Here is a 20,913-nt window from a genome sequence, read left to right as displayed (position 1 = left end):
TTGCGCCCCTTTAAATGGGTGTGTCGGCCCCGTCCACCCCACACGATGCGGCACCGCGACGCGAAACGGGACAAACGGGAATTCATCCTTGCTGCTTGCAAGCTGCGTGCTAGTCCGGAGGGGAGACAGGCGGCGCAGAGACGCTGCGGGGAGACAACGATGACAATGCCCGAAACGGCGCAGTCTGGCGCCCAGCGCCGCTCTTTGGCCGTCTGGATCATCTTCACCGTGCTGACAATTCTGTGGGCAGGCGCCTATGGTTTGACCCGTATTGCCGTCGGTACGGGCACTGCAGAAGGCCTCCCCCCCGAATGGGTACTCCCTGGGCGGCTGACCGGCGGGGCGATCTTTCTGCTCACCCTGATGTTCGTACTCGGAAAGCGTCTGCCGCCGCTGAGCGACCGGCGCCGCTGGGCTGTCATCGTTGCCATGGGGTTCATCGGCTCGCTGATCCCCTTCTTTCTGATCACCGTGGCGCAGGAGACGGTGGATTCCAGCCTGGCGGCGCTCTACACGGCGGCCGCGCCGGTCTTCGTGACGCTGGGCGCCAGCCTCCTGTTTTCCGAAGAACGCATGACCCGGAATACCGGTATCGGCATCCTGCTCGGCTTTGCCGGGGTGGTGGCGCTGTTCGGCCCGGAGGCGATCCGGCATTTCGGCTCGGCCAGCATGACCGCGCAGCTTCTGCTGCTGCTGGCAACCCTCGCCTTCTCAGCCAGCACGCTAATCGCCCGCGCGTCCCCGCCGATGGAGGTGATCCCGATGGCGGCAGGCTTCATCACGGTCTCGGCGGTGCTGTCCTGGCCGATGGTGTTCACCGTGGACCCTGCTGCGGTTTCAGCAGGCTGGCATCACTGGCTGGCGGTGGCCGGGCTGGGCATCGGGCCATCGGGCGTGGCGCAGGTGCTGTATATGGCGCTGGTGGCGCGGGCCGGGGCGACGTTCCAGTCGCTGACGGGCTATTCCGTACCGGTGGCAGGGGCGGCGTTCGGCTGGCTGTTCTTCCGTGAGACACAAAGCTGGAATGCGGCCCTGGCTTTGGCGCTGATCCTGGGCGGGGTGTGGCTCGCCCGGCAGGGCGGGCGCGGCCGGATCGTCTGACTTTCCCTGCCGGATAAGCGCTCGCCTCTCAGGGGAATTCCGGCGCGCCCCTTTGAGGGACAAGGATGCCAAAGAACTCCAGGGAAAACTCCAACGGCTGGCCCGAAACCTCCAACCGCGCGCCAACCGCTACTTTGATGCGTCTGGGGCTTTGACCGGGCAGCGGGTCCACTGTTTTGCGTTCTCCCAGTCGCTCTGAATGCCGGAGGCGTCCTTGCTCGCGAGCAGGAAAGCGTCTTCCGCAATCCAGTCGGCCACCAGCGAGGCGCCGTCCGCGCGCCACCAGGGGAAACGCCCGCCAAAGGCTTTCAACTCCCAGATGCCCATATCGCCGCCGGGCGTGCGGGCGTGGATCGCATACTCGCCCGCCGCCTCGATCACCGCCGGATCATCGCAGGAGACCTGGGGCACATTGACGATAACATCCGGCCCGTCGCGGAAGCCGATCTGCCAGCTGCCCACAAAGGGCGCGGCCTCTGCCGGTGCAGGCTGGGCAAGGGCGGGCAGGGCGGCGAGAGCGGCCAGCGCCGCGAGCAGGGAGGCGTGTTTCATGGCTGCCAGCTTAGGCAGCGGCGCGCGCGGGTCTTCCCCCTGAAACGGGGTACGCCCCACCTTGAGGGGCGCGGCGTATCAGATCGGGACTGCCGAAGGGGGGGCTATCAGGCTTTCTGAGGGACGATGGCACCGTGGCAGTATTTGTATTTCTTGCCCGAGCCGCAGGGGCAGGGGGAGTTGCGCGGCGTGTTGGACCAGTCGTCCTCGGCCTGGAACAGCGGCGGGCCGGGCGGGGTGGCTTTATCGTCGGGGTCCATCTCGTTGATCCCGGTATCGGGATCAAGCTTGGTCTCGCGGATCTGTTGCGGTTCCTGGGCCGGCTGGGGACGCGGCGGCGGGGCCACCGGCTGGGGCTGCTGGGCCGGGGCCTGCTGCACGCGGATATGCATCAGCGAGCGGGTAACCGTGGCGCGCAGTTCGCTCAGCAGGCTGTCGAACAGGTTGAAGGCTTCGCGCTTGAACTCGTTGAGCGGATCGCGCTGGCCATAGGAGCGCAGGTGGATGACCGAGCGCAGCTGGTCGATCTGCTGGAGGTGTTCGCGCCAGCGCAGGTCGAGCACCTGAAGCAGGAATTGCTTCTCGATGCGGCGCATCTGCGGCGCGCCGATCTGCGCAATGAGATCAGCATACTGAGCCTCGACAGCCTCACGGATGCGGCCGGCGATCTCCTCATTGGCCACGCCTTCCTCGGCGGCCCATTCGCGCACGGGAAGTTCCAGGGCGAGGTCTGACCGCAGGCTTTCTTCCAGGCCAGCGATATCCCACTGCTCCGCATACGCTTTTTCCGGCATCGTGCGGGCCACGAGGGCCTCGATCACGCTTTCGCGCATATCCTCGATCACGTCGGAGACATCATCAGAGCGCAGGAATTCCATGCGCTGCTCGAAGATGGCCTTACGCTGATCGTTGATCACGTCGTCATATTTGAGGACGTTCTTGCGGATCTCGAAGTTGCGTTCCTCGATTTTCTTCTGCGAGGTTTCCATCGCCTTGTTCATCCAGGGATGGGTGATGCCCTCATCTTCCTTGATGCCGAGGCGGCGCATCACGGCGTCCATCCGGTCGGCCGCGAAGATGCGCATCAAATCGTCTTCGATGGAGATATAGAATTTCGATTTGCCGGGGTCGCCCTGACGGCCCGTCCGGCCGCGCAGCTGGTTGTCGATCCGGCGGCTTTCGTGACGCTCCGTGCCCAAAACATAGAGGCCGCCGGCATCCAGCGCCTGCTTTTTCTTGACTTCGATATCGGCCTTGATCTGCGCGCCGAGCAGCGAGATTTCGCCTTCCGACAGGTCGCGGCCGAGGGCCTTTTCCTTCGCCGTGCGCTCCTGCTCAAGGCGCATTTCATAATTGCCGCCGAGCTGAATGTCGGTGCCGCGGCCTGCCATGTTGGTGGCAACCGTCACAGCGCCGGGCACGCCGGCTTCGGCCACGATGAAGGCTTCCTGCTCGTGATGGCGAGCGTTCAGAACCTTGTGGGGAATGCGCTGCGCGGTGAGGAGGTGGGAGAGGAGTTCGGATTTCTCGATCGAGGCAGTGCCCAGGAGGATCGGCTGGCCCTTGGCATTGGCCGCGCGCACTTCCTTGATGATCTCGGCATATTTTGCCTTGGCGGTGCGGTAGACGACATCATCCTCATCGATCCGGCGAACAGGTCTGTTCGTGGGCAGATCAACCACTTCCAGCTTGTAGATGTCGGCAAATTCCGAAGCCTCGGTCAGCGCCGTGCCGGTCATGCCGGCGAGCTTTTTATAGAGGCGGAAATAGTTCTGGAAGGTGATCGAAGCCAGCGTCTGGTTTTCCGGCTTGATCTCGACGCGCTCTTTCGCCTCGATGGCCTGGTGCAGGCCTTCGGAGAGGCGGCGGCCTTCCATCATCCGTCCACTGAACTCGTCGATCAGCATTACCTGATCGTCCTTGACGATGTAGTCCTTATCGCGGGAATAAAGCTTGTGGGCGCGCAGGGCCTGGTTGGAATGGTGAACGAGGGAGATGTTGCTTGGCTCCCAGAGCGAGCCTTCCAGCACGCCCATCTCGGTCAGCCATTCTTCCATCTTTTCGGTGCCGGTTTCGGTGAAGACGACCGAGCGCTGTTTCTCGTCCAGCTCGAAGTCAGAATCTTCCAGGCGCGGGATCAGGCTGTCGACGGCGATGTAAAGCTCGGAGCGGTCATCGGTCGGGCCGGAGATGATCAGCGGCGTGCGCGCCTCATCGATCAGGATGGAGTCCACCTCGTCGACGATGGCATAATGGTGGCCGCGCTGCGCCATCTGGTCCAGCGAGTATTTCATGTTGTCGCGCAGATAGTCGAAGCCGAACTCGTTGTTCGTGCCGTAGGTGATGTCGGCGGCGTAGCCGGCCTTGCGCTCTTCCTCGGAGATGCCGTGGACGATCACGCCGGTCGTCATGCCGAGGGCGGCATAAATCCGGCCCATCCAGTCAGCGTCGCGGCGGGCGAGATAGTCGTTGACGGTGATGACGTGGACGCCCTTGCCCTCAAGCGCGTTGAGATAGGCCGCGAGGGTGGCGACGAGGGTCTTGCCCTCACCGGTACGCATCTCGGCGATGGCGCCGGAATGCAGGATCATGCCGCCCATCAGCTGCACATCGAAATGGCGCATGTTGTTGACGCGCTTGGCCGCTTCACGGACGACGGCGAAGGCTTCTTCCAGCAGGCTGTCGAGGGTGGCGCCATCGGCCAGGCGCTTGCGGAACTCTGCCGTCTTGCCCTTGAGGGACTGGTCCGACAGCGCCTCCATGATCGGCTCAAGTGCGTTGATCCGGTTTACCCGCGCCTGAAGCGGCTTGAGTTTACGGTCATTGACCGTACCGAAAATCTTGCGAGCTATGGAAAGCATATAAGCAGCACCAACCAGTTCGGGTGAAAATTTCTAATCCTGCCAGACATCTTACAGGACTTTTCCGGGTTCTCCCACCGCGCTTTCACCGGATGAAACCACTCGACCAGCGCGCGGGGCAGACTTAAGAACGCCGCCAAAGGGTGTCAATGCGGCGCCTTCAGCCAGAGAGGTGTGGCCCATGACCCGGCGGCGCGCTGATTTTACTGTCCTTTGTACGGCCCTGGCGGTCTTTGTGCTGGCCGGTTGCTCGCAGGATGGCTTCCAGCTGGACGAGAAGCAGCGGGAGGTCAGCCGGGAGGTGGCCGCGCGGGTGAATGGCGAGGCGATCTATACCGCAGATGTCGAACTGGAGGCCGTGGCGCGGGGGCTGGTAGTGTCCGGCGCCGCGCTGCGCAGCGGGGACGAGGCCTACAGACAGGTGCTCGACCAGCTGATCGATCAGAAGCTGATGGCGCAGGAAGCCGAGCGCCTGGGGCTGGAGAAAGACCCCGCCGCCCAGCGCCGCCTGGAGATGGCGCAGGAGCGGATCATGGGGAACCTTCTTGTGGAAAGCGTGGTGGCCCAGCAGGTCACCGACGAGATGATCGACCGGATGTATGCCGAGCAGGTGCGCCTGCAGCAGGTGAACGACCAGGTGTCGGTGGCGCATATCGTGACGGAGTCCGAGGAGGAGGCCGAGGCCGTCTGGCTGCGCGTGCAGGCGGGCGAGCCGTTCGAGGGGCTTGTCTTCAACCATTCCAAGGACAGCGCCACCCGGATGGAAAATGGCGACCTTGGCTATGTGGCGCCCAATGATCTGCCCGATCCCTATCCGGTGGTGATTGCCAACACGCCGGTCGGCGAGGTGTCGGCGCCCTTCCAGGTGGAGGACAGCTGGCGCCTCTTGAAGGTCAAGGACCGGCGCACCGAACCGCCCAAGACGCGTGAGGAAATGCGGCCCGAGATCGCCACTTTCCTGACGCTCAGCGAAGTCAGCCGCATTCTCCGCCGCCTGCGTACCGAGGCGAGCATCGAGAAAGTGGACGGCCAGACCTATACGCCGGAGAACGCGCCCGCGCCGGCCAAAGCCCTTACCGGAGATGAACTGTGAACCTGACCCCTTCGCCCTTTGCCCCTGCCTCCTTTCCGGCGCTGCCGGTTGTACGCGGCCTCAAGGCGGCCGCCGGCAGCCGCGGCTTCTATGCGCGCCGGGGCATCACGCGCGACGATGTGTTTCTGGTGGTATTCGACCCCGGCACCGCCTGCGGCGGGGTGTATACCCGCTCGCTGACGGCGTCGGCCGATGTGCGCTGGTGCCGGCAGGCGCTGGAGCAGGGCGGGGGGCAGGCGGCCGCTTTGGTGGCCAATTCCGGAAACTCCAACGCCTTCACCGGCCCGAAGGGCGTGCTCAAGAACGAGGCGACCCTGGCGGCACTGACCCAGACCCTGGGGGTGAAGAAGGAGCATTGCTTCCTGGCGGCCACCGGTGTCATCGGCGAGCCGCTGTCTGACCCCAACTATGTCGGCGCCTTTGTGCCGGACCTGGCCGCAAAGCTCGGCGCGCCGGACTGGGAAAGGCTCGCCCGCGCCTTCATGACGACGGACACCTATCCCAAGGGCGCGGGCACCGTGGCCAGCATTGACGGCGCCGAAGTGCGCTTTGCCGGCATCGCCAAGGGATCGGGCATGATAGCGCCGAACATGGCGACGATGCTGTCCTACGTGTTCACCGATGCGGCCATCGCGCCCGAGCTGCTGCAGACGGCGCTGCGCCAGGTGGCGGACGAGACGTTCAACGCGATCACGGTGGATGGCGACACGTCCACCTCCGACACGCTGATGGTGTTTGCCACCGGGGCGAGCGGCATGGCGCCGGTCACTTCGGAAGAAGACCTGCGCTTCCGCGCCTTCACGGCCGCGCTGAAAGAGGTTTGCCTCGATCTGGCGATGCAGGTGGTGAAGGATGGGGAAGGGGCGAGCAAGGTGGCCAAGATCACCGTGGAAGACGCGGCCTCACCTGCCTCTGCCAAGAAGATTGCCTGCGAGATTGCCAACTCTCCGCTGATCAAGACCGCGATGGCGGCGGGCGACGCAAACTGGGGCCGGATCGTCATGGCCGTGGGCAAGGCATATGAACCGATCGAGCTGGAAAGCCTCGCCATCTGGTTTGACGATGTGCAGGTGGCCAAGGGCGGGGCGCGCGCGCCCGATTATGATGAGGCCGCCGCCAGCGCCGTGTTTGCCAGAAGCGAGTTTGCCATCCGCGTTTCGGTGGGCGTGGGCACGGGCCGGGCAACGGTTTGGACCTGCGACCTCACCCATGGCTATGTCGATATCAACGGCGCCTACCGGACATGAGCCGGCGCCTCTTGCTGGTGGTTGCGGCCGCGCTGATCGACGAGACGGGACGGATCCTCCTGGCACAGCGCCCGGAGGGCAAGCAGCTCGCCGGGCTCTGGGAGTTTCCGGGCGGCAAGATCGACCCCGGCGAGACGCCCGAAGCGGCGCTGGTAAGGGAGCTGGCCGAGGAATTGTCGATCACGGTTAAGGAAGAGGAACTGAAGCCGCTGACATTTGCGAGCTTCACTTACCCTGACTTTCACCTGTTGATGCCATTGTACGCGTGTGAAAGCTGGACCGGGACGATCCATCCGCGCGAGGGGCAAGCCATCGCCTGGGTGGAGCCTGCAAGGCTGCGAGAGTATCCTGCGCCACCGGCAGACCTGCCCCTGTTCGACTGGCTGATGGAGCAAGCGTTAGCGGAGCGATGATGCGCCTGTTCAAGACCCGTATGCGCCAATGGGCGAAAGACGAACGTGGCGCTACGGCCATCGAGTACGGGCTGATCGCCGGGCTTATGGTCCTGGCCATCATTGGCAGCCTCTATTCCTTCGCAGGCGCCAATGATGACGTATACCAGATAATCGAAGAAAATCTCGTCGGCGTCTGAGCGACCAGAACTGGGCGCCTTTCAGCCTTCACTGCCCGGCTTTCCGGCGCGGCGCACGGCGTCTGCCATGCTGGCTTTGGCGCTGCCGGGTTTCAGCGGCTGAGGCTGTCCCGGTGCGGGCGCCCAGCCTGACAGGTGAACAATCTCGAAGGTGGCCCGCACGCGGCCATCGGGATCAGAGAACCGCGCCCTGTAAAGATCCATCGCCCGCGCCAGCACCCGCCGGGGCAGCGGACGGCTGACGCCGCGCACAAAAGCGGCGCGTTCCCCCATCCCTTTGAGATCGCGCAGCAACGCTACCGGCGTCTTGTAGCGCACGGTCACCGTATCGCGGTCGGCCACCGGCAGGGCAAAGCCCGCGCGTTGCAGCAGGCCCGCCATGTCCCGCAGGCCGGGCAGGGGGGAGAGGCGGGGGCTGAGGCCCCCGGTCAGCTCCGTCTCCGCCTCGCTCATCACGTCGCGCAGCTCGGCCAGCGTGCCGGCGCCAAACAGCGCGCCGAGGAAAAGACCATCGGGTTTCAGCACGCGGCGGATCTGGACCAGGGCGCCGGGCAGGTCGTTCACCCAGTGAAGGGTGAGGGGCGAGACAACCAGATCGAACCGTTCCGGTTCAAACGGCAGGGCTTCCTCATCGGCAAAGACGGCTTCCAGGCCGCCCGCGGCGGCGGCGTTCAGAAAGAGGTCCGCAGTGTCGCCGACGATGGCCGATTTTGTCCGGTTTTGTCCAAGAAGTGTCCGGGAAAGTCCGCCATCGGCCCCCCCCAGTTCCAGCATTGTCTCGAAAATACGCGGCGTGTCGGCCACCCGCGTTTCAAGATCGCTCGACACGCGGGCGCGCAGGAAGTCATAGTCCTGATAGTGGCGCGCAAAGGCCTGACGCCGCCGGCGCAGCTTGTCGCGGTCAAAGATCTGCGGCGGAGACGGGGATTGAGGGGAGGGGGGCATGAGCGGGGATATGAAGGCTGGCACGCTCGCGGCCAAGAGCCTATTCCGCCAGACGCGGGATTTCCTCTGGCCGCCCCGGTCCCTTATCAGCGGCGACCGGGGCGAAGGCGCCGGGCCGCTGAAGCCCGAGGAGTTCACGAAAATCCGTTTCATTACAGAGCCGGTCTGCCATCGCTGCGGCGTGCCGCAAGACTATGATGCCGGCCCGGAAGCCGAATGCGCCGCCTGCATTGCCCGCCCGCCCAGATGGGGCCGGGCCCGCGCGGCCTTCGTCTATGACGACATCTCCCGCCGCCCGGTGCTGGACCTGAAGCGCGCCGGCCGCCGGGGCGGGCTGGAAATTCTGGCGGGATGGATGCTGCAGGCGGGCGCCCCGCTGGTGGAAGAGGCCGAGGTGATCGTGCCCGTGCCGCTGCACTATGCGCGCCTCGTCATGCGCGGCTTCAACCAGTCGGCCTGGCTGGCGCAGGCTATCGGTCAGGTTTCCGGCCGGCGTGTCTGCGTGGACGGCTTGAGGCGTACGCGGCGTACACCCAGCCAGGCAGGCCTTTCGACCCGCGCACGGCGCCGCAATGTGACGGGCGCGTTTGATGTGCGCCCGTCCCGCCGGAAGCTGGTTGAAGGAAAGCGCGTGCTGCTGGTGGACGACGTGCTGACGACCGGGGCGACGCTGAACGCCTGCGTGCGGGCCCTGAAACGGGCAGGCGCGCGGCAGATCGACGTTCTGGTGCTGGCACGCGTTGTCCGCGCTACGGATGTCACCATATAACGGCTTGATGACATTTCGGCCTGAGAATGACCGGAAATGTCCAGGTTTTGACGAAAGGATTTCGCGTCATGGCGAAGGTTACGATCTACACCCGTCAGTTCTGCCCTTACTGCACCCGCGCTGTTGCGCTGCTGAAAGAAAAGGGCGCCGACTTCAAGGAAATCGACGCCGGCATGGACCCCAAACTGCGCGAGGAAATGATCCAGCGCTCGAATGGCGGGCGCACCTTCCCGCAGATCTTTGTAGGCGAGGCCCATATCGGCGGCTGTGACGACATGATGGCGCTGGACCGGGCAGGCAAGCTCGACCCGATGCTGGCGCAGGCCTGAAGGCGGAGCGTTCGCGGTGATTCTCTACGCGCTGATCTGCGGTGATTGCGATCACGAGTTCGAGGGCTGGTTCGCCAGCTCCGAAGCGTTTGACCGCCTGTCAAAGCGCAAGCAGATCGATTGCCCGGAATGCAGCGGCCACAAGGTGGGCAAGCAGATCATGGCCCCGGCCGTGCGCCCCTCCGACAAGGCCCTGCCGGGCAAGATCGACGAGGAGGCGCTGATGAAGGAATTCGTCCGCCGCGCCCGCGAACATGTCTCGCAGAACTTTGATTATGTGGGCGATGATTTCGCCGAAGAGGCCCGGGCCATCTATTATGGCGAGCAGGACCACCGCCCGATCTGGGGCGAGACGACGCCCGAAGAGCGCGAGGCGCTGGCCGATGAAGGCATTCCGGCGATGCCGCTGCCCGCGCCCTTTGCGCCCAAACCGCCCAAATCCGCAAAACGTAAACAGCCGCTCAATTGACGGCGCGCGCTTTGCCGCGCTTGAACGTGGCAAAGGGCTTGGGTAGAAGGCGGCCTGTCAGTTATCTGAAGTCATAGTTTGAAGTCGGGGAGGCCCTCATGGCGAGCCAGGAATATCATCGCGGTGAAATGGACATCCACGGCCAGAAAGCCACTTGGGATGGCTTCATCACCGGCTCCACCTGGGGCTCGCTGATCACCATCATGGTGGTGGGCTATGCGACTTTGGCCATCGCCATCGGCCTCAACTGGATGGTTGCCCTTGGCCTGATGGCCATCCTCGGCTTCGGCGCTGGCCTCTTCCTCAACCTCGGCGGCCGCTGGATGGCGACGGTTGTGGTGATGATCGGCCTTGCGCTGGTCGTGCAGGCTTTCATCTGGCTGTTTGGCGTTCTTCTCTAGAAAACGCCTGAGGAATTTGAGGGCGCGGTTAACGCCGCCGCAAAGCCTTCTGCCGCATACCCTCTTGAACTTTATCGAAACTCGCTAAAGTTGAGAGTCTGTCCGGTTCTGGGAGGCCGCCCTTGAGCGACGCGCCACTTATCCTGTCACACGCAACCAAGCGATTCGGCGCGTTTACCGCCGTGAGCGACCTGTCATTCGAGGTGCCTGCCGGTCAGATCATCGGCTTTCTTGGCCCCAATGGGGCGGGCAAGTCCACCAGCCTGCGGATGTCGCTGGGCGTGATGGCGCCGGACGAGGGCGAGGTGCGCCTGTTTGGTGCCCCGCCGGAGCTGAAGAACCTGAAACGGGTGGGCTTCCTTCCCGAAGAGCGCGGCCTCTACAAGAAGATGAATGCCCGCGACACGATCATCTATTTCGGGCGCCTGAAGGGCCTCAGCGCCAGTGACGCGCGCGCCCGCGCGGATGAGCTGCTGGAGGCCACAGGCCTTGGCAAGTTCCGCACGACGCGCATCTCCAAACTCTCCAAGGGCATGGCGCAGAAGGTGCAGATCCTCTCCACGCTGGCCCACCGGCCGGATTTTCTCATTCTCGACGAGCCCTTCTCCGGCCTTGACCCTGTGAACCAGCAGACGCTGGAAGACCTGATCAAGGCAGAGCATGCGCGCGGGGCGACGATCCTCTTCTCCACCCATGTGATGGAACATGCCGAGCGGCTGTGCGACCGGATCGTGATGCTGGCGCGGGGCCGCAAGGTGCTCGATGGCACGCTGGAAGAGGCCTATGCGACGCTGGGCAGCGGCGCGCGGATCACGCTGGAGCCGGGCTTTGATCTTGCCGCCGCGCTGGCGCCCAAGGGCTTTGGCGTGCACCGGGCTGCCGACAAGGGGCCGGGCGAAGCCTGGCGGGTGGATCTGGCGCCGGGGCAGGGACCGCAGGATGCGCTGCGCGCTGTGCTGGAGGCGGGCGCGCCGATCATCGGCTTCCAGCCGGAAGAGGCGCGGCTGCGCGATGTGTTTGTCTCGCTGGTAGGCGAAGCGGAAGCCGCAGCGCTGGATACCCCTGCGGTGCCGACGGAAGGGGAGGTTGTCTGATGCGCAACATCTATCTGGTCTTCCGGCGGGATTATCTTGGCTATGTCAAAGCCTGGGGCTTCTGGCTGAGCCTGGCGGCGGTGCCCCTTTTCCTGATCGTGGGCGCGAGCTTCGGGTATTTCGCCGCGACGGCCTCACCGGTGCGCTATTTCGCGGTGGTGGAGCCAACCCGCATCTATGCCGATGCCATCGAGGGCGAGTTCCAGCGCCGCAGCAGCGAAGCCGCCGCCGAGGCAAGAGCGCTGGCCGAGCAGATGAACATTCCGCTCGCCGAAGCGCAGGATCAGGTGGCCGACGCGGCCGGGGGGCGGAAGTTCATCGAAGTGCCCGCGCCCGCGCGCACGCTGGAGGAATTGCGCCCCTGGCTGACGGGGGAGCGCATGATCGCCGGCCCGGCGGGCGAGCGCCCGCTATTTGCCGTGTTCATACTTTCCGAGGACGGATCACAGCTGGAATACTGGAGCGGGGACGTGAATGTCGACACGCTGCAGCGGACGGCGGAGATCGCCATGCGCGATCTCAGCCGGCGGGACGCGCTGGCCGCCTCCGGCCTCAATCCGGATTTCCTGAAGCAGGCAGATGCCGCGGCCATCAAGGTGCCGGCCTTCCGTCTCAACGCCACGCAGGCGGGGGAAAGCGGCGCGGAAGTGACGATGGCAGACCGGGCGCCGGCAATCGTATCTGCCGCGCTGGCCTATTTCCTGTGGCTGATGATCTTCTCGATCATCCAGTACCTGTTGATGGGCACGATCGAAGAGCGCTCCAACAAGATCTTCGATACGCTGCTCACCTCGGTGCAGCTGCCCCAGCTTCTGGCGGGGAAGATGCTGGCGGTGTTTGGGGTGACCTCGACGATGATGCTGTCCTGGTCGCTGTTCGGGATTGTGGGGTCTGCCGTTTCGGCCAGCCAGGTGCCCGGCATGGCGGACATGATCCAGCCCTTCATTGCGGCGGTCACCGATCCCAAGCTGATCCTTCCCGCGCTGGTCAGCTTCGTGCTCGGCTACATTCTCTATGGCACGCTGTTCATGGCGCTCGGCTCGCTCTGTGACACGATCCAGGAGGCGCAGACGCTGCTCAGCCCGATGATGATCCTGCTGATGTTGCCGATGTTTGCGATCTTCGTGGCGTTTCAGGATCCCGGCTCGCCCATCGTGGATGTGGCCTCGTGGATCCCACTGTTCACGCCCTTCCTGCTGATCCTGCGGATGCCGCATGACCCGCCGATGTGGGAAGTGCTGGCGCAGATGGGGATGATGGTGGTGATCACCGCGCTGGTCGTCTGGGGCGCCACCAAGGTCTACCGCGCCGGCGCCGTACACGGCGCAGGCATTGGAGAACTGGGCGGCATGATCAAGCGCGCGCTGGGGATGAAACCGAAGGCGGGGTGATCCCCGCTAACGCCGCGCTTTAGGCTACTCTGGCCGCGCCGAGGACCGGCATCGGGCGGTAGGATTTGGCGACAGGCTCGAGGATCTGCGCGCTCCACGGGCGGTCTTGCAGCCAGGAGCCGTAATCGGTGTTCTCCAGCCGCGGGGCGGGCAGGAAATCGAGCGCTTCGGTCACCGTGTCTGCCCGCTTGGAGATCAGCGAGAAGGTTTCGGCGCGGCGGCCACCGACTTCCACCTGCGAGAATTCTGCCACGCAGCCTTCGCGCTGGAACTGCACGGTGCGCTTGTTGACGGTGAACATCTCCGTATCGCCGTCCAGCCAGGAGATGAGGTCGCCGGGCACCAGGATGCGGTGGGAGAGGTCCGCCTCCGGAAACGCTTCCTGCAGATGGCGCACAAGGCTGCGCCGCAGCGGGAATTCGGACCGGCCAATCACCTTCCAGACCGTGAGCAGGCCGTCCTCACCGGTTTTTTCGAGGATCTCCACTGCGGCCACGCCGTGCAGCACGATCAGCCAGTTCGGGCGGGCAGCGGAAAAGAGATAAGTGTCCGTCCGGATCTCGGCGACGCCAAGGCCAAACAGATGGTGAAGCGCCTCGATGTGCGGCATCTCTTCAGAGGGCCAGGCGCGATATTCATACAAGGTGGTGCGCGGCATGGGAGGAACCTGACTTTTTTGTAAGCTCTGCCGGTTTCAACGAGCAAGGCGGCGATGGGTTCCATCGCCTGCAAAAATCAGAGTCAAATCAGGCCTCAACAGCCCCTTTGCCGCTGGGAATGCCCGGAAAAGAGGCAGTTGCGGACAAACAAAAACCCCGCCAGAGGCTCTGGCGGGGTTTTTCGTGTGGTTCAGCGATATGCCGAGAGGCGATCAGCCTACACGATGCCTTCGCGCTGGGCGCGCTTGCGAGCGAGCTTGCGGGCACGGCGCACGGCTTCAGCGCGCTGGCGGGCTTTCTTCTCGGAAGGCTTTTCGAAGTGCTGACGGGCCTTCATTTCCCGGAACAGGCCTTCGCGCTGCATCTTTTTCTTCAGCGCGCGCAGGGCTTGCTCAACGTTGTTATCGCGGACGACGATCTGTACTATGGGACTTCTCCATCGGGTTCTTTCGGGCGCCAGGCACCCTGGAATTCGTTAATTACGGGCCTGACAGCCTAAGAAGCGCGGCCTATATCACGGTGAAACAGCTTTCGCCAAGCCCCTTGCGCCGGGAATCGACACATGACAACGCCGCCTTCTGCACTGCTTCGCCGCCGCTGGCTGGACGCCCTGCTTCCAGAGGTCGTTTTTGAGGGCTGGAGCGAGACGGCCGCAGCGGCCGCCTCCGTAAAGGCGGGGCTGACACCGGACGAGCAGGCGCTGGCTGCCCCGCGCGGCGTGATTGACCTGATCGAGGGCTTTTTCGACGATGCCGAAGCCCGCGCGCGGGACGCGCTGGCGGGGGAAGACATGTCCGGCCTGCGGGTGCCTGACAAGGTGAAGCGCGGGGTGCTCGTCTGGCTGGCCGGGCTTGAGCCTCACCGGGAAGCGGTGCGCCGAGCGGCGGCCCGCGGCTTCCTGCCCTGGGGCGCCGGGCCGGCGCTGCAGCGCAGTTGGAAAGTGGCCGACATGGTGTGGACCGCAGCGGGTGACACTTCTGAAGATTATAACCGCTATTCCAAGCGCGGCCTGCTGGCGGGCGTGATCCCGGCAATCGTGCTGCACTGGGCCGATAATCCGTCCCCGGAAGACCTTGAGTCCTTCATTGAGCGGCGTCTGGCGCATGCGTCCGGGGTCGGACGAACGGCCGCGCGATTCGTGAAACCGATTCTCGACCGGATGCCGCAGAAACAGCATTGATCGCAGCGCGTGCGGCGCAGCTTAATTCTTCTGAATTTTCAGGGGGTTAGGTTGTCGGACGGGGGCGCAACAAACACCCCAGGGGGCTGGGGGGGCTGATGGGTCCGGGGCGCTTGCGAAAGTCCTCCGTCCGACACCCATAAGATGGCCGCGCGATGCGGCGGGGGCAAGGCCGAATTGCGGTGAAACAGAGTCTGCGGGATTAATTATGCGTTAGCTCTACAAGGGGCTGGACGCGAACGAAAACCTGTGACGAAACTGTAACCGAGATGACGGATTCTTTCCACAGGAAACCTGCACCGGAACCGGTCGTTGCCTTTCAGAAGGCAGAGATGCAGCCCATTCTTGATGTCTATGGCCGGTTGGTGATTGCAGGCGAGGCGCGCGACTATGCCATCGGCATGGAAGAGGATGTGGCGACCTTCGCGATCTTCCGCCGCCATGCCGAAAGCCCCACCTGGCGAATCGAGAAAGAGCCCGCGCTGGCCAATCGTCAGGGCCAGTATGCGGTGTATGGATCTGCCGGCCAGGTGCTGCGCCGGGGGCGGGATCTGCGGCAGGTGCTGAAGGTGTTTGAATCACGCCGTTTCACCATCGTGCGCTGACGGCTTTCCCACAAACTCATCCACAGCGGAACGTTAACGGCGCGTTTGCCGTTTAACCCTTTGTTTACCAAAAACTTCTTGCGAACCAAACTAGAACATCATAAGAACATCCTACAAGGAACGGAGCAAGAACATGTTTGGTCAAGTCAGCTTTCGCGGCAAGTCAGGCAAGGCGTGGAAATTCCAGCGGACGGCGGCAGATGCGCCGTGGGCACGCAGTGCCGGTGTGGTGATCTTTGCAGCCCAGGATGCCTGCGGCTGGCGCGTCTACCGGGTGATGGAACTCTCCGGACGCCCGCATGACATCCAGCCGATCTGGGCGCTGGCCGAGGCGGAGCGCTATGGCGCCAATGCCGTGTTCCTGGCGCTGGAATTTGATGGCCACCAGCGCAAGGCGATGGTGGCTGATCTTGAGGCCGGGTTCATGCCGGTCTGCCGGTCGGACCAGGCGCCGGTGCGGCTTGCAGCCTGACAGGGTTTCGATGGTGGTGGCGCCGCGCGGGGCAGGGCTCAGTTCTGAACCTGCGCGGTATACCAGCGGGTGACATCCTCTTCGACCATGCCGAGCGGGCGCGGCCCGCCCATCAGGATCACCCGGTGAAATTCCTTCGGGTCGAATTTCGGCCCCAGCACGCGGATGGCGCGTTCCCGCAGGTCGAGGATCCGTTCGCGGCCGATCCAGTAGGCGGCCGCATAGCCCGGCCGCACGGTGTAGCGGTCCACTTCATCAGCGCTCCGCTCCAGGCTGAGGCCGGTGGTCTCTGCCAGATAGGCAATCGCCTGATCGCGGCTCCAGCGCTCATTGTGGATGCCGGTATCGGCGACCAGCGCCGCCGCGCGCAGCAGCAGGGATTGCAGATAGCCGATGCGGCTCACCGGATCTTCCGAATAAAGACCCAGCTCGTCGGCCAGGGTTTCGGCATAGGAGGCCCAGCCTTCGCCATAGGCCACGTTCCACACCATCTGGCGCGCCAGGGGCAGGCCGGCTTCGCGCGCCGCGCTGCTTTCCAGATGATGGCCGGGCACAAGCTCATGGAAGGCCAGCACAGCCAGCGAGAAATCCGGCCAGTCTGCCAGCCGCTGGGCATTGATCTCCACACGCGCCGGGCGGTTATTGCCAAGCGCGCGGGGAATGTAGGCTGCCGGGGGCAGGAAGCTGGCAAATTCGGGCGGCACGGCGCGCAGGCCTGCCTTTTCGGTCAGGGGAATGTCGAACTGGCCTGACAGGGCGGCTTCGGCGCGGTCTGCATGGGCCAGGATGCGGCCGATCAGGGCGGCATGGCCTTCTTCCGTATCAGGATAAATCTGTTCGGGCTGGGCGGCGAGGAAAGCCAGGCGCTCGCCCACGCTGCCGTCTTCAAGGCCAAGGGTAACCAGCGCGCGATGGGTCTCTGCCAGCAGCGCGTCGACTTCCAGCTTGCCGCGCTCGTGCAGGCCGGCGGCGGAGGCGTCGTCGCCGGTATAGGCCTTGAGTGCGGCCGCGTAATAGGCAGGGCCATCGGGAAGCTGCCAGACGCCGGGCAATTCCGGCGCCGTGTTGGCCAGCGCGCTCAGGCTCGCAGCAAAGGCGGCATAGGCAGGGCGCACATTCTCGGCGGCAATCCGGCGCACATCTGTCAGCAGCTGCTGGCGCTCCGCCGGGGTCAGATCGGCGATGCCGGGCAGCAAGTTTTCAAAGCTCACCACGGCCGGGCTTGTCTCCGGCGGCGCGGCGGCTCCGGCGGCCGCAAGCGCGTACATCCGGCGCAGGATGGGGGCGGGGGGCACTGTTCCGGCGCGGGCATCGGATTCCAGGCGCCGCCGGTCGTCCTCGATGGCATCGGCAAACTGCGCCATCCGGTCGGCATAGGCGCGCGCGTTTGCCGGTGTGCGCAGCGGATGAAAACGCGCCAGAAGGTCGGGCACATCCAGATAGGCGCCGCGCGTATGGTCGGTCACATAGGGGTAGGACGCGCCCAGTGCGGAGGCGCCATGGCCGGCCATGAACAGGGTTTCAGCGGTTTCATGGGCGGCAATCAGCGTGTCGAGATGGCGGGCCAGGGCGCTGCCGCGCGCCGGGCGCGTGATGCGCACCAGAAGGTCGCGGGTTTCCAGGCGCGAGAGACGCGCGCGCTCATAGGCGGCCTGCGACCGGTCGGTCAGGAAGCGGTTATAGGCATAGCCGGCATCCGGTTCCGGCAGGCCCAGCCGCGTGGCCAGTTCCGGGTCGCGGGTGACTTCGTTCTGGGCCACCGTGGTGAGCGTCCGCTCAATCTCCCGGGCGACGCGCCGGGGGGTGCCTTCGGGGTCTGCGCGGGGGGTGCAGGCAGCCGGCACCACGGCAAGGAGAAGGGCTGTGCAAAGCCCGGCCGGCAAAAGGCGCGCTGTTCTGCGTCCGCTTAAGGCTTGCATGACACTTATATTACTCGGTTTTCACTGTAATTGAGCTTGTTTCGGGTGTTGTGGCCATAGTTTATTTCCGTTACTTCTCCGGCAAAGTTCCGAGGAGCCACGCAACGTGACAACGCCCATTCCGACTGGCGGTTCATCCGCACTTTCCGGTCAAGTTCTGTTCTACAAGAATCCGCAGCCGCTTTCTGCTGAAGATCATGGCGGTCTTGGCGTTAAGCAGATCCCCCAGCCTTTCGGGTTCCTCCGCGAAGCCCATGCCGTTCCGGTCACCGTGACCGAGTTTGGCGTTTCGGCGGCTTCCTACCCGATCATCTTCGTGGGGGAAGAGCGCACTCCGGTCGCCGTGATGGGCGTTCGCCAGGGCGAGAACCTGTATGTCGACAGCAACGGCCTGGTGCTGGAAGACCATTACATTCCCGCCTTCGTGCGCCGCTATCCGTTCGTCTTCGCCACCGATGAAGGCTCTGACCGTCTTCTCCTCTGCGTCGACCGGTCTGCGCCGATGGTGTCCAACCAGCCTGAAGTGCCCTTCTTCCAGAACGGCCAGCCGACCCAGTTCACCAGTGATGCCATCGAGTTCTGCAAGGAATTCGAGCGTCAGCGCCGCGCCACGGTCGATTTCGTGAAAATCCTCCGCGACATGGACCTCTTCGAGCAGAAGACGGTGACCTTCCAGCCGCGCGACCCGCAGGGCAACAATACCGGCCCGGCCCAGAAGGTTGCCGACTATTGGGCCATCTCCGAGGAGCGCCTCAATGCGCTTGCGCCGGAGAAATTCCTGGAGCTGCGCAACAATGGCGCGCTTGGCGCCTGCTATGCGCACCTCGTGTCGCTGCTGAACTGGTCGAAAGTGGTCAACCGCGCGGTCCGCGCGGCGCCCCAGCAGGCCGAAGCGGTCTCCTGAGGCCCTTTTTCTTCGTGATTTTCCGGAAACGGCCTTCCACCTCGGTGGAGGGCCGTTTCTTTTTTGACGCAGGCTGCCAGCATCACGAACCGGCGAGCAGGGCTTTCCCCGGCCAGACGCCCGGCGCATATGTCATCCAATCGATATTATGGACGGAGCTGCTGTAGATGACAGGGTTTATCCGGCGTTTTGCCTTTGCCGCGCTTGGCCTTTCGCTCATGGCCGGGCTGGCTCATGCGCAGATGGACGAGCGCCGGGCCGAGGCAGAGCTGATCGCAGACCGGGTCAGCGTCGCGCCGGGCGAGACCTTCTATGCCGCGCTGCGGATGCAGATGGATGATGGCTGGCACATCTATTGGCGCAATGCCGGGGATGCCGGCCTGCCGCCGCAGCTGATCCTGAAAGAGGGCACCAGCCTGCCCGAAGACGCCGTGGGCGGGTTTCTCTGGCCGCTGCCCCATCTGATCCCCGTCGTTGAAGGCGAGATCATGGATTATGGCTATGATGACGAGGTCATCTTTGCCTTTCCCGTGACGGTGCCGCGGGATGCGAGCGGGGAGATGAAGATCGTTGCCGAGGCCGATTACCTCATCTGCGAATCGATCTGCATTCCGGAGACGGCCGATGTGTTCCTGACCCTGCCGGTAGGCGCGCCCCAGGAGAATGCCGAGGCAGGCGCGAAGATCGGCGAATGGATCGCCCGCGTGCCGACCGCCTTTCCCGGCGAGGCGCGGATTGATGACGCGGCCGAGCCCTGGACGCTGTCGCTGCGCCAGGAAGGCGGCTTTCCGGAAGACGCGCATATCCGTTTCTTCCCGTTCAATCACGAGATCAGCCACCCGGCGGCTCAGCCCCAGCGTGCGGGCCCCGAAGGCGCCAGCCTGTCGCTGACGCCTGATCGCGCAGGCAGCATTTCAGACACGCTCGACGGCGTGATCCGGATAGATGCGCCCGGCGCTGAACCTTTCGGCTATGAGATCTCTGCCGCGCGCGGGGAGGTATTTGCGGGCACCGCTGACCGCGAGGTGCAGGCCGTGATGCCGGGCAAGGGGCTTGGCTCTGCCGCCGGCGGGGCTGCGCCGCTTGGTCTTGAGCGGATCGCGACCCTGGCCTTCTTCGCCCTGATCGGCGGCATTATCCTCAATCTCATGCCCTGCGTGCTGCCGGTCCTCTCCATGAAGGCGCTCGGCATGGTGCAGGCGGCCGCTTCGGGCCATGCCGGGGAGCTTAAATCCCACGGCCTCTGGTATACCGGCGGCGTGCTGATTTCCTTCCTGGCGCTGGCGGGCGCGCTGCTGCTGGTGCGGCAGGCGACCGGTTCGGCGACGCTCGGGTTCCAGCTGCAGCACGCGCCCACCGTGGCCATCCTTGCCCTGGTGATGTTTGGCGTCGGCCTCTGGCTGATGGGCTTTTTTGAACTCGGCAGCTCTGTTCAGAACCTCGGCGGCAGCCTTGCCAATCGCGGCGGCGCGGTGGGGGCCTTCTTTACTGGGGTCCTGGCCGCCGTGGTCGGCGCGCCCTGTGTCGGCCCGTTCCTGGGCGCCGCGCTCGGCGCCGTGATCGGCCAGCCGGCCCCGGCAGTGATCGCTGTTTTCCTGGCCATGGGTTTTGGCATGGCGCTGCCCTTCCTGATCCTCAGCTTTGTGCCGGGGCTGCACCGTCTGTTGCCCAAGCCCGGCAAGTGGATGGACACGCTGAAACAGGCTTTTGCCTTTCCGATGTTCCTCACCGCCGCCTGGCTGCTCTCGGTGGTCGCCGGGCTGGCCGGGGCAGGGGCAGCAGGCTGGACCCTCGCCGGGGCAACGGCGCTGGTCTTTGCCATCTGGCTGGGGCGTCAGGGCGGGGGCCTGCGCAAGGGCGTTGCCGCGCTCGCGCTGGCCGGGGCGTTTGTCTATCCCGCCATGCAGGCCAATGTGCCCGCCGCTTCGGTAACCGGCAGCAGCCAGGCCGCCTTCAGCGGCAGCTATGGCGAAGCGGCCTGGAGCCCGGAAACCGTCGAGGCGATGCTGGCGGAAGGCCGTCCCGTCTTCGTGGATTTCACCGCCAGCTGGTGCGCCAGCTGCCAGGTCAACAAGCTGACCACGCTGAAAACGCGCAAGGTGCAGGATGCGTTCAAGGCCGCGAATGTGGCGTTCCTTGTGGGCGACTTCACCCAGAAAGACCCGATGATTGCCGAGGAATTGAGGTTGCGCGAGCGCGCAGGGGTGCCGATGTATCTCTGGTATCCCGCCGGGGCGAGCGAGCCGCAGATCCTGCCCGAGATTCTCAATCAAGAACTTGTCATTGGACTTGTCGAAGGCTGACAGGGCTATAATTCGGCCACATGTGAT

The 20,913-nt window shown here is 64.5% G+C and carries 22 protein-coding genes; 16 read left to right on the top strand and 6 right to left on the bottom strand.

The features are described from left to right. Positions 1-159: 159 nt before the first annotated feature. Complete coding sequence (locus tag HPO_RS20195; RefSeq protein ID WP_035595270.1) at positions 160-1,101, top strand: DMT family transporter; 942 nt, start codon at positions 160-162, stop codon at positions 1,099-1,101. A 129-nt stretch (positions 1,102-1,230) separates the two neighbouring features. On the opposite strand, the gene HPO_RS05085 is transcribed toward HPO_RS20195, so the two are convergent. After that, a complete protein-coding gene (locus HPO_RS05085) occupies positions 1,231-1,653 on the bottom strand; it encodes a hypothetical protein (protein ID WP_035595267.1) in 423 nt (140 codons plus the stop codon). 107 nt (positions 1,654-1,760) lie between these two features. Next, on the bottom strand, positions 1,761-4,514 hold the full coding sequence (gene secA / locus HPO_RS05080; protein WP_035595265.1) for a preprotein translocase subunit SecA: 2,754 nt from the start codon (positions 4,512-4,514) through the stop codon (positions 1,761-1,763). Positions 4,515-4,695: 181 nt separating this feature from the next. On the opposite strand from secA, the gene HPO_RS05075 reads away from it, so the two are divergent. From HPO_RS05075 to HPO_RS05060, 4 genes are read left to right on the top strand one after another with little or no spacing between them, the layout of a single operon-like run. After that, positions 4,696-5,607, top strand: a complete 912-nt coding sequence (locus HPO_RS05075) for a peptidylprolyl isomerase (RefSeq protein ID WP_051612306.1) — start codon at positions 4,696-4,698, stop codon at positions 5,605-5,607. Next, positions 5,604-6,854 (top strand): bifunctional glutamate N-acetyltransferase/amino-acid acetyltransferase ArgJ, encoded by a 1,251-nt coding sequence (gene argJ, locus HPO_RS05070; protein ID WP_035595263.1) that lies wholly within the window; start codon positions 5,604-5,606, stop codon positions 6,852-6,854. Before HPO_RS05075 ends, argJ begins: the two co-directional genes overlap by 4 nt. After that, entirely contained in the window at positions 6,851-7,267 is a 417-nt protein-coding gene (gene mutT, locus HPO_RS05065; RefSeq protein ID WP_035595261.1) for an 8-oxo-dGTP diphosphatase MutT, read from the top strand. The genes argJ and mutT overlap by 4 nt, the downstream gene beginning before the upstream one ends. Beyond that, entirely contained in the window at positions 7,267-7,446 is a 180-nt protein-coding gene (locus tag HPO_RS05060; protein ID WP_035595480.1) for a Flp family type IVb pilin, read from the top strand. Before mutT ends, HPO_RS05060 begins: the two co-directional genes overlap by 1 nt. 21 nt (positions 7,447-7,467) lie before the next feature. Here the strand turns inward: HPO_RS05060 and HPO_RS05055 are convergent, their stop codons facing one another. Continuing rightward, the gene (locus tag HPO_RS05055; RefSeq protein ID WP_035595477.1) at positions 7,468-8,391 is read right to left on the bottom strand and encodes a methyltransferase domain-containing protein; all 924 of its coding nucleotides are present in this window, start codon (positions 8,389-8,391) and stop codon (positions 7,468-7,470) included. Between HPO_RS05055 and HPO_RS05050 the strand changes: the two genes are divergently transcribed. The 6 genes from HPO_RS05050 (at position 8,390) to HPO_RS05025 (ending at position 12,844) form a co-directional block, all read left to right on the top strand. Further along, complete coding sequence (locus HPO_RS05050; protein WP_241767867.1) at positions 8,390-9,160, top strand: ComF family protein; 771 nt, start codon at positions 8,390-8,392, stop codon at positions 9,158-9,160. The genes HPO_RS05055 and HPO_RS05050 overlap by 2 nt on opposite strands. A 68-nt stretch (positions 9,161-9,228) precedes the next feature. Beyond that, positions 9,229-9,489 carry a glutaredoxin 3 gene (gene grxC / locus HPO_RS05045; protein WP_035595258.1) on the top strand — a complete coding sequence of 87 codons (261 nt, stop codon included), beginning with the start codon at positions 9,229-9,231 and terminating at the stop codon, positions 9,487-9,489. A 16-nt stretch (positions 9,490-9,505) separates the two neighbouring features. Next, a complete protein-coding gene (locus HPO_RS05040; RefSeq protein ID WP_035595255.1) occupies positions 9,506-9,958 on the top strand; it encodes a DUF1178 family protein in 453 nt (150 codons plus the stop codon). Positions 9,959-10,056: 98 nt separating this feature from the next. Further along, positions 10,057-10,359 (top strand): aa3-type cytochrome c oxidase subunit IV, encoded by a 303-nt coding sequence (locus HPO_RS05035; protein ID WP_035595253.1) that lies wholly within the window; start codon positions 10,057-10,059, stop codon positions 10,357-10,359. A gap of 122 nt (positions 10,360-10,481) precedes the next feature. Beyond that, positions 10,482-11,453, top strand: coding sequence for an ABC transporter ATP-binding protein (locus HPO_RS05030; RefSeq protein WP_035595251.1), 972 nt, complete (start codon positions 10,482-10,484; stop codon positions 11,451-11,453). Beyond that, entirely contained in the window at positions 11,453-12,844 is a 1,392-nt protein-coding gene (locus HPO_RS05025; protein ID WP_035595249.1) for an ABC transporter permease, read from the top strand. The genes HPO_RS05030 and HPO_RS05025 overlap by 1 nt, the downstream gene beginning before the upstream one ends. A gap of 19 nt (positions 12,845-12,863) precedes the next feature. On the opposite strand, the gene HPO_RS05020 is transcribed toward HPO_RS05025, so the two are convergent. Together HPO_RS05020 and rpsU are read right to left on the bottom strand one after the other, a co-directional pair. After that, positions 12,864-13,502, bottom strand: a complete 639-nt coding sequence (locus tag HPO_RS05020) for a hypothetical protein (protein ID WP_035595247.1) — start codon at positions 13,500-13,502, stop codon at positions 12,864-12,866. A 218-nt stretch (positions 13,503-13,720) separates the two neighbouring features. Further along, complete coding sequence (gene rpsU, locus HPO_RS20190) at positions 13,721-13,975, bottom strand: 30S ribosomal protein S21 (protein WP_367179257.1); 255 nt, start codon at positions 13,973-13,975, stop codon at positions 13,721-13,723. A 90-nt stretch (positions 13,976-14,065) separates the two neighbouring features. Here rpsU and HPO_RS05010 point away from each other — a divergent pair, with 90 nt between their 5' ends. The 3 genes from HPO_RS05010 to HPO_RS05000 all read left to right on the top strand — a co-directional run bounded on the left by HPO_RS05010 (position 14,066) and on the right by HPO_RS05000 (position 15,760). Further along, complete coding sequence (locus HPO_RS05010) at positions 14,066-14,683, top strand: COQ9 family protein (RefSeq protein ID WP_035595245.1); 618 nt, start codon at positions 14,066-14,068, stop codon at positions 14,681-14,683. Positions 14,684-14,952: 269 nt separating this feature from the next. Next, on the top strand, positions 14,953-15,288 hold the full coding sequence (locus tag HPO_RS05005) for a DUF2794 domain-containing protein (protein ID WP_035595244.1): 336 nt from the start codon (positions 14,953-14,955) through the stop codon (positions 15,286-15,288). Between the two features lie 133 nt (positions 15,289-15,421). Next, positions 15,422-15,760, top strand: coding sequence for a hypothetical protein (locus HPO_RS05000; protein WP_035595242.1), 339 nt, complete (start codon positions 15,422-15,424; stop codon positions 15,758-15,760). A 38-nt stretch (positions 15,761-15,798) separates the two neighbouring features. Here the strand turns inward: HPO_RS05000 and HPO_RS04995 are convergent, their stop codons facing one another. Beyond that, positions 15,799-17,643 (bottom strand): DUF885 domain-containing protein, encoded by a 1,845-nt coding sequence (locus HPO_RS04995; RefSeq protein WP_035595241.1) that lies wholly within the window; start codon positions 17,641-17,643, stop codon positions 15,799-15,801. 142 nt (positions 17,644-17,785) lie between these two features. On the opposite strand from HPO_RS04995, the gene HPO_RS04990 reads away from it, so the two are divergent. Together HPO_RS04990 and HPO_RS04985 are read left to right on the top strand one after the other, a co-directional pair. Beyond that, the gene (locus HPO_RS04990) at positions 17,786-18,583 is read left to right on the top strand and encodes a SapC family protein (protein WP_051612305.1); all 798 of its coding nucleotides are present in this window, start codon (positions 17,786-17,788) and stop codon (positions 18,581-18,583) included. Between the two features lie 167 nt (positions 18,584-18,750). Next, a complete protein-coding gene (locus HPO_RS04985; protein WP_035595238.1) occupies positions 18,751-20,886 on the top strand; it encodes a protein-disulfide reductase DsbD family protein in 2,136 nt (711 codons plus the stop codon). Positions 20,887-20,913 lie beyond the last annotated feature (27 nt).

The sequence above is a fragment of the Hyphomonas polymorpha PS728 genome (assembly GCF_000685315.1).
In the GTDB taxonomy this organism is placed as follows: Bacteria; Pseudomonadota; Alphaproteobacteria; order Caulobacterales; family Hyphomonadaceae; genus Hyphomonas; species Hyphomonas polymorpha.
Note: the sequence above shows the minus strand (reverse complement) of the source record. Positions and strands in the feature narration are given on the sequence as shown.

Excerpts from the sequence above, each read along its gene's own strand:
- HPO_RS20195 (WP_035595270.1), top strand. The coding sequence starts at position 160 with ATGACAATGCCCGAAACGGCGCAGTCTGGCGCCCAGCGCCGCTCTTTG.
- HPO_RS05085 (WP_035595267.1), bottom strand. The coding sequence starts at position 1,653 with ATGAAACACGCCTCCCTGCTCGCGGCGCTGGCCGCTCTCGCCGCCCTG.
- secA (WP_035595265.1), bottom strand. The coding sequence starts at position 4,514 with ATGCTTTCCATAGCTCGCAAGATTTTCGGTACGGTCAATGACCGTAAA.
- HPO_RS05075 (WP_051612306.1), top strand. The coding sequence starts at position 4,696 with ATGACCCGGCGGCGCGCTGATTTTACTGTCCTTTGTACGGCCCTGGCG.
- mutT (WP_035595261.1), top strand. The coding sequence starts at position 6,851 with ATGAGCCGGCGCCTCTTGCTGGTGGTTGCGGCCGCGCTGATCGACGAG.
- HPO_RS05060 (WP_035595480.1), top strand. The coding sequence starts at position 7,267 with ATGCGCCTGTTCAAGACCCGTATGCGCCAATGGGCGAAAGACGAACGT.
- HPO_RS05050 (WP_241767867.1), top strand. The coding sequence starts at position 8,390 with ATGAGCGGGGATATGAAGGCTGGCACGCTCGCGGCCAAGAGCCTATTC.
- HPO_RS05055 (WP_035595477.1), bottom strand. The coding sequence starts at position 8,391 with ATGCCCCCCTCCCCTCAATCCCCGTCTCCGCCGCAGATCTTTGACCGC.
- grxC (WP_035595258.1), top strand. The coding sequence starts at position 9,229 with ATGGCGAAGGTTACGATCTACACCCGTCAGTTCTGCCCTTACTGCACC.
- HPO_RS05035 (WP_035595253.1), top strand. The coding sequence starts at position 10,057 with ATGGCGAGCCAGGAATATCATCGCGGTGAAATGGACATCCACGGCCAG.
- HPO_RS05025 (WP_035595249.1), top strand. The coding sequence starts at position 11,453 with ATGCGCAACATCTATCTGGTCTTCCGGCGGGATTATCTTGGCTATGTC.
- HPO_RS05020 (WP_035595247.1), bottom strand. The coding sequence starts at position 13,502 with ATGCCGCGCACCACCTTGTATGAATATCGCGCCTGGCCCTCTGAAGAG.
- HPO_RS05010 (WP_035595245.1), top strand. The coding sequence starts at position 14,066 with ATGACAACGCCGCCTTCTGCACTGCTTCGCCGCCGCTGGCTGGACGCC.
- HPO_RS05005 (WP_035595244.1), top strand. The coding sequence starts at position 14,953 with ATGACGGATTCTTTCCACAGGAAACCTGCACCGGAACCGGTCGTTGCC.
- HPO_RS05000 (WP_035595242.1), top strand. The coding sequence starts at position 15,422 with ATGTTTGGTCAAGTCAGCTTTCGCGGCAAGTCAGGCAAGGCGTGGAAA.
- HPO_RS04985 (WP_035595238.1), top strand. The coding sequence starts at position 18,751 with ATGACAGGGTTTATCCGGCGTTTTGCCTTTGCCGCGCTTGGCCTTTCG.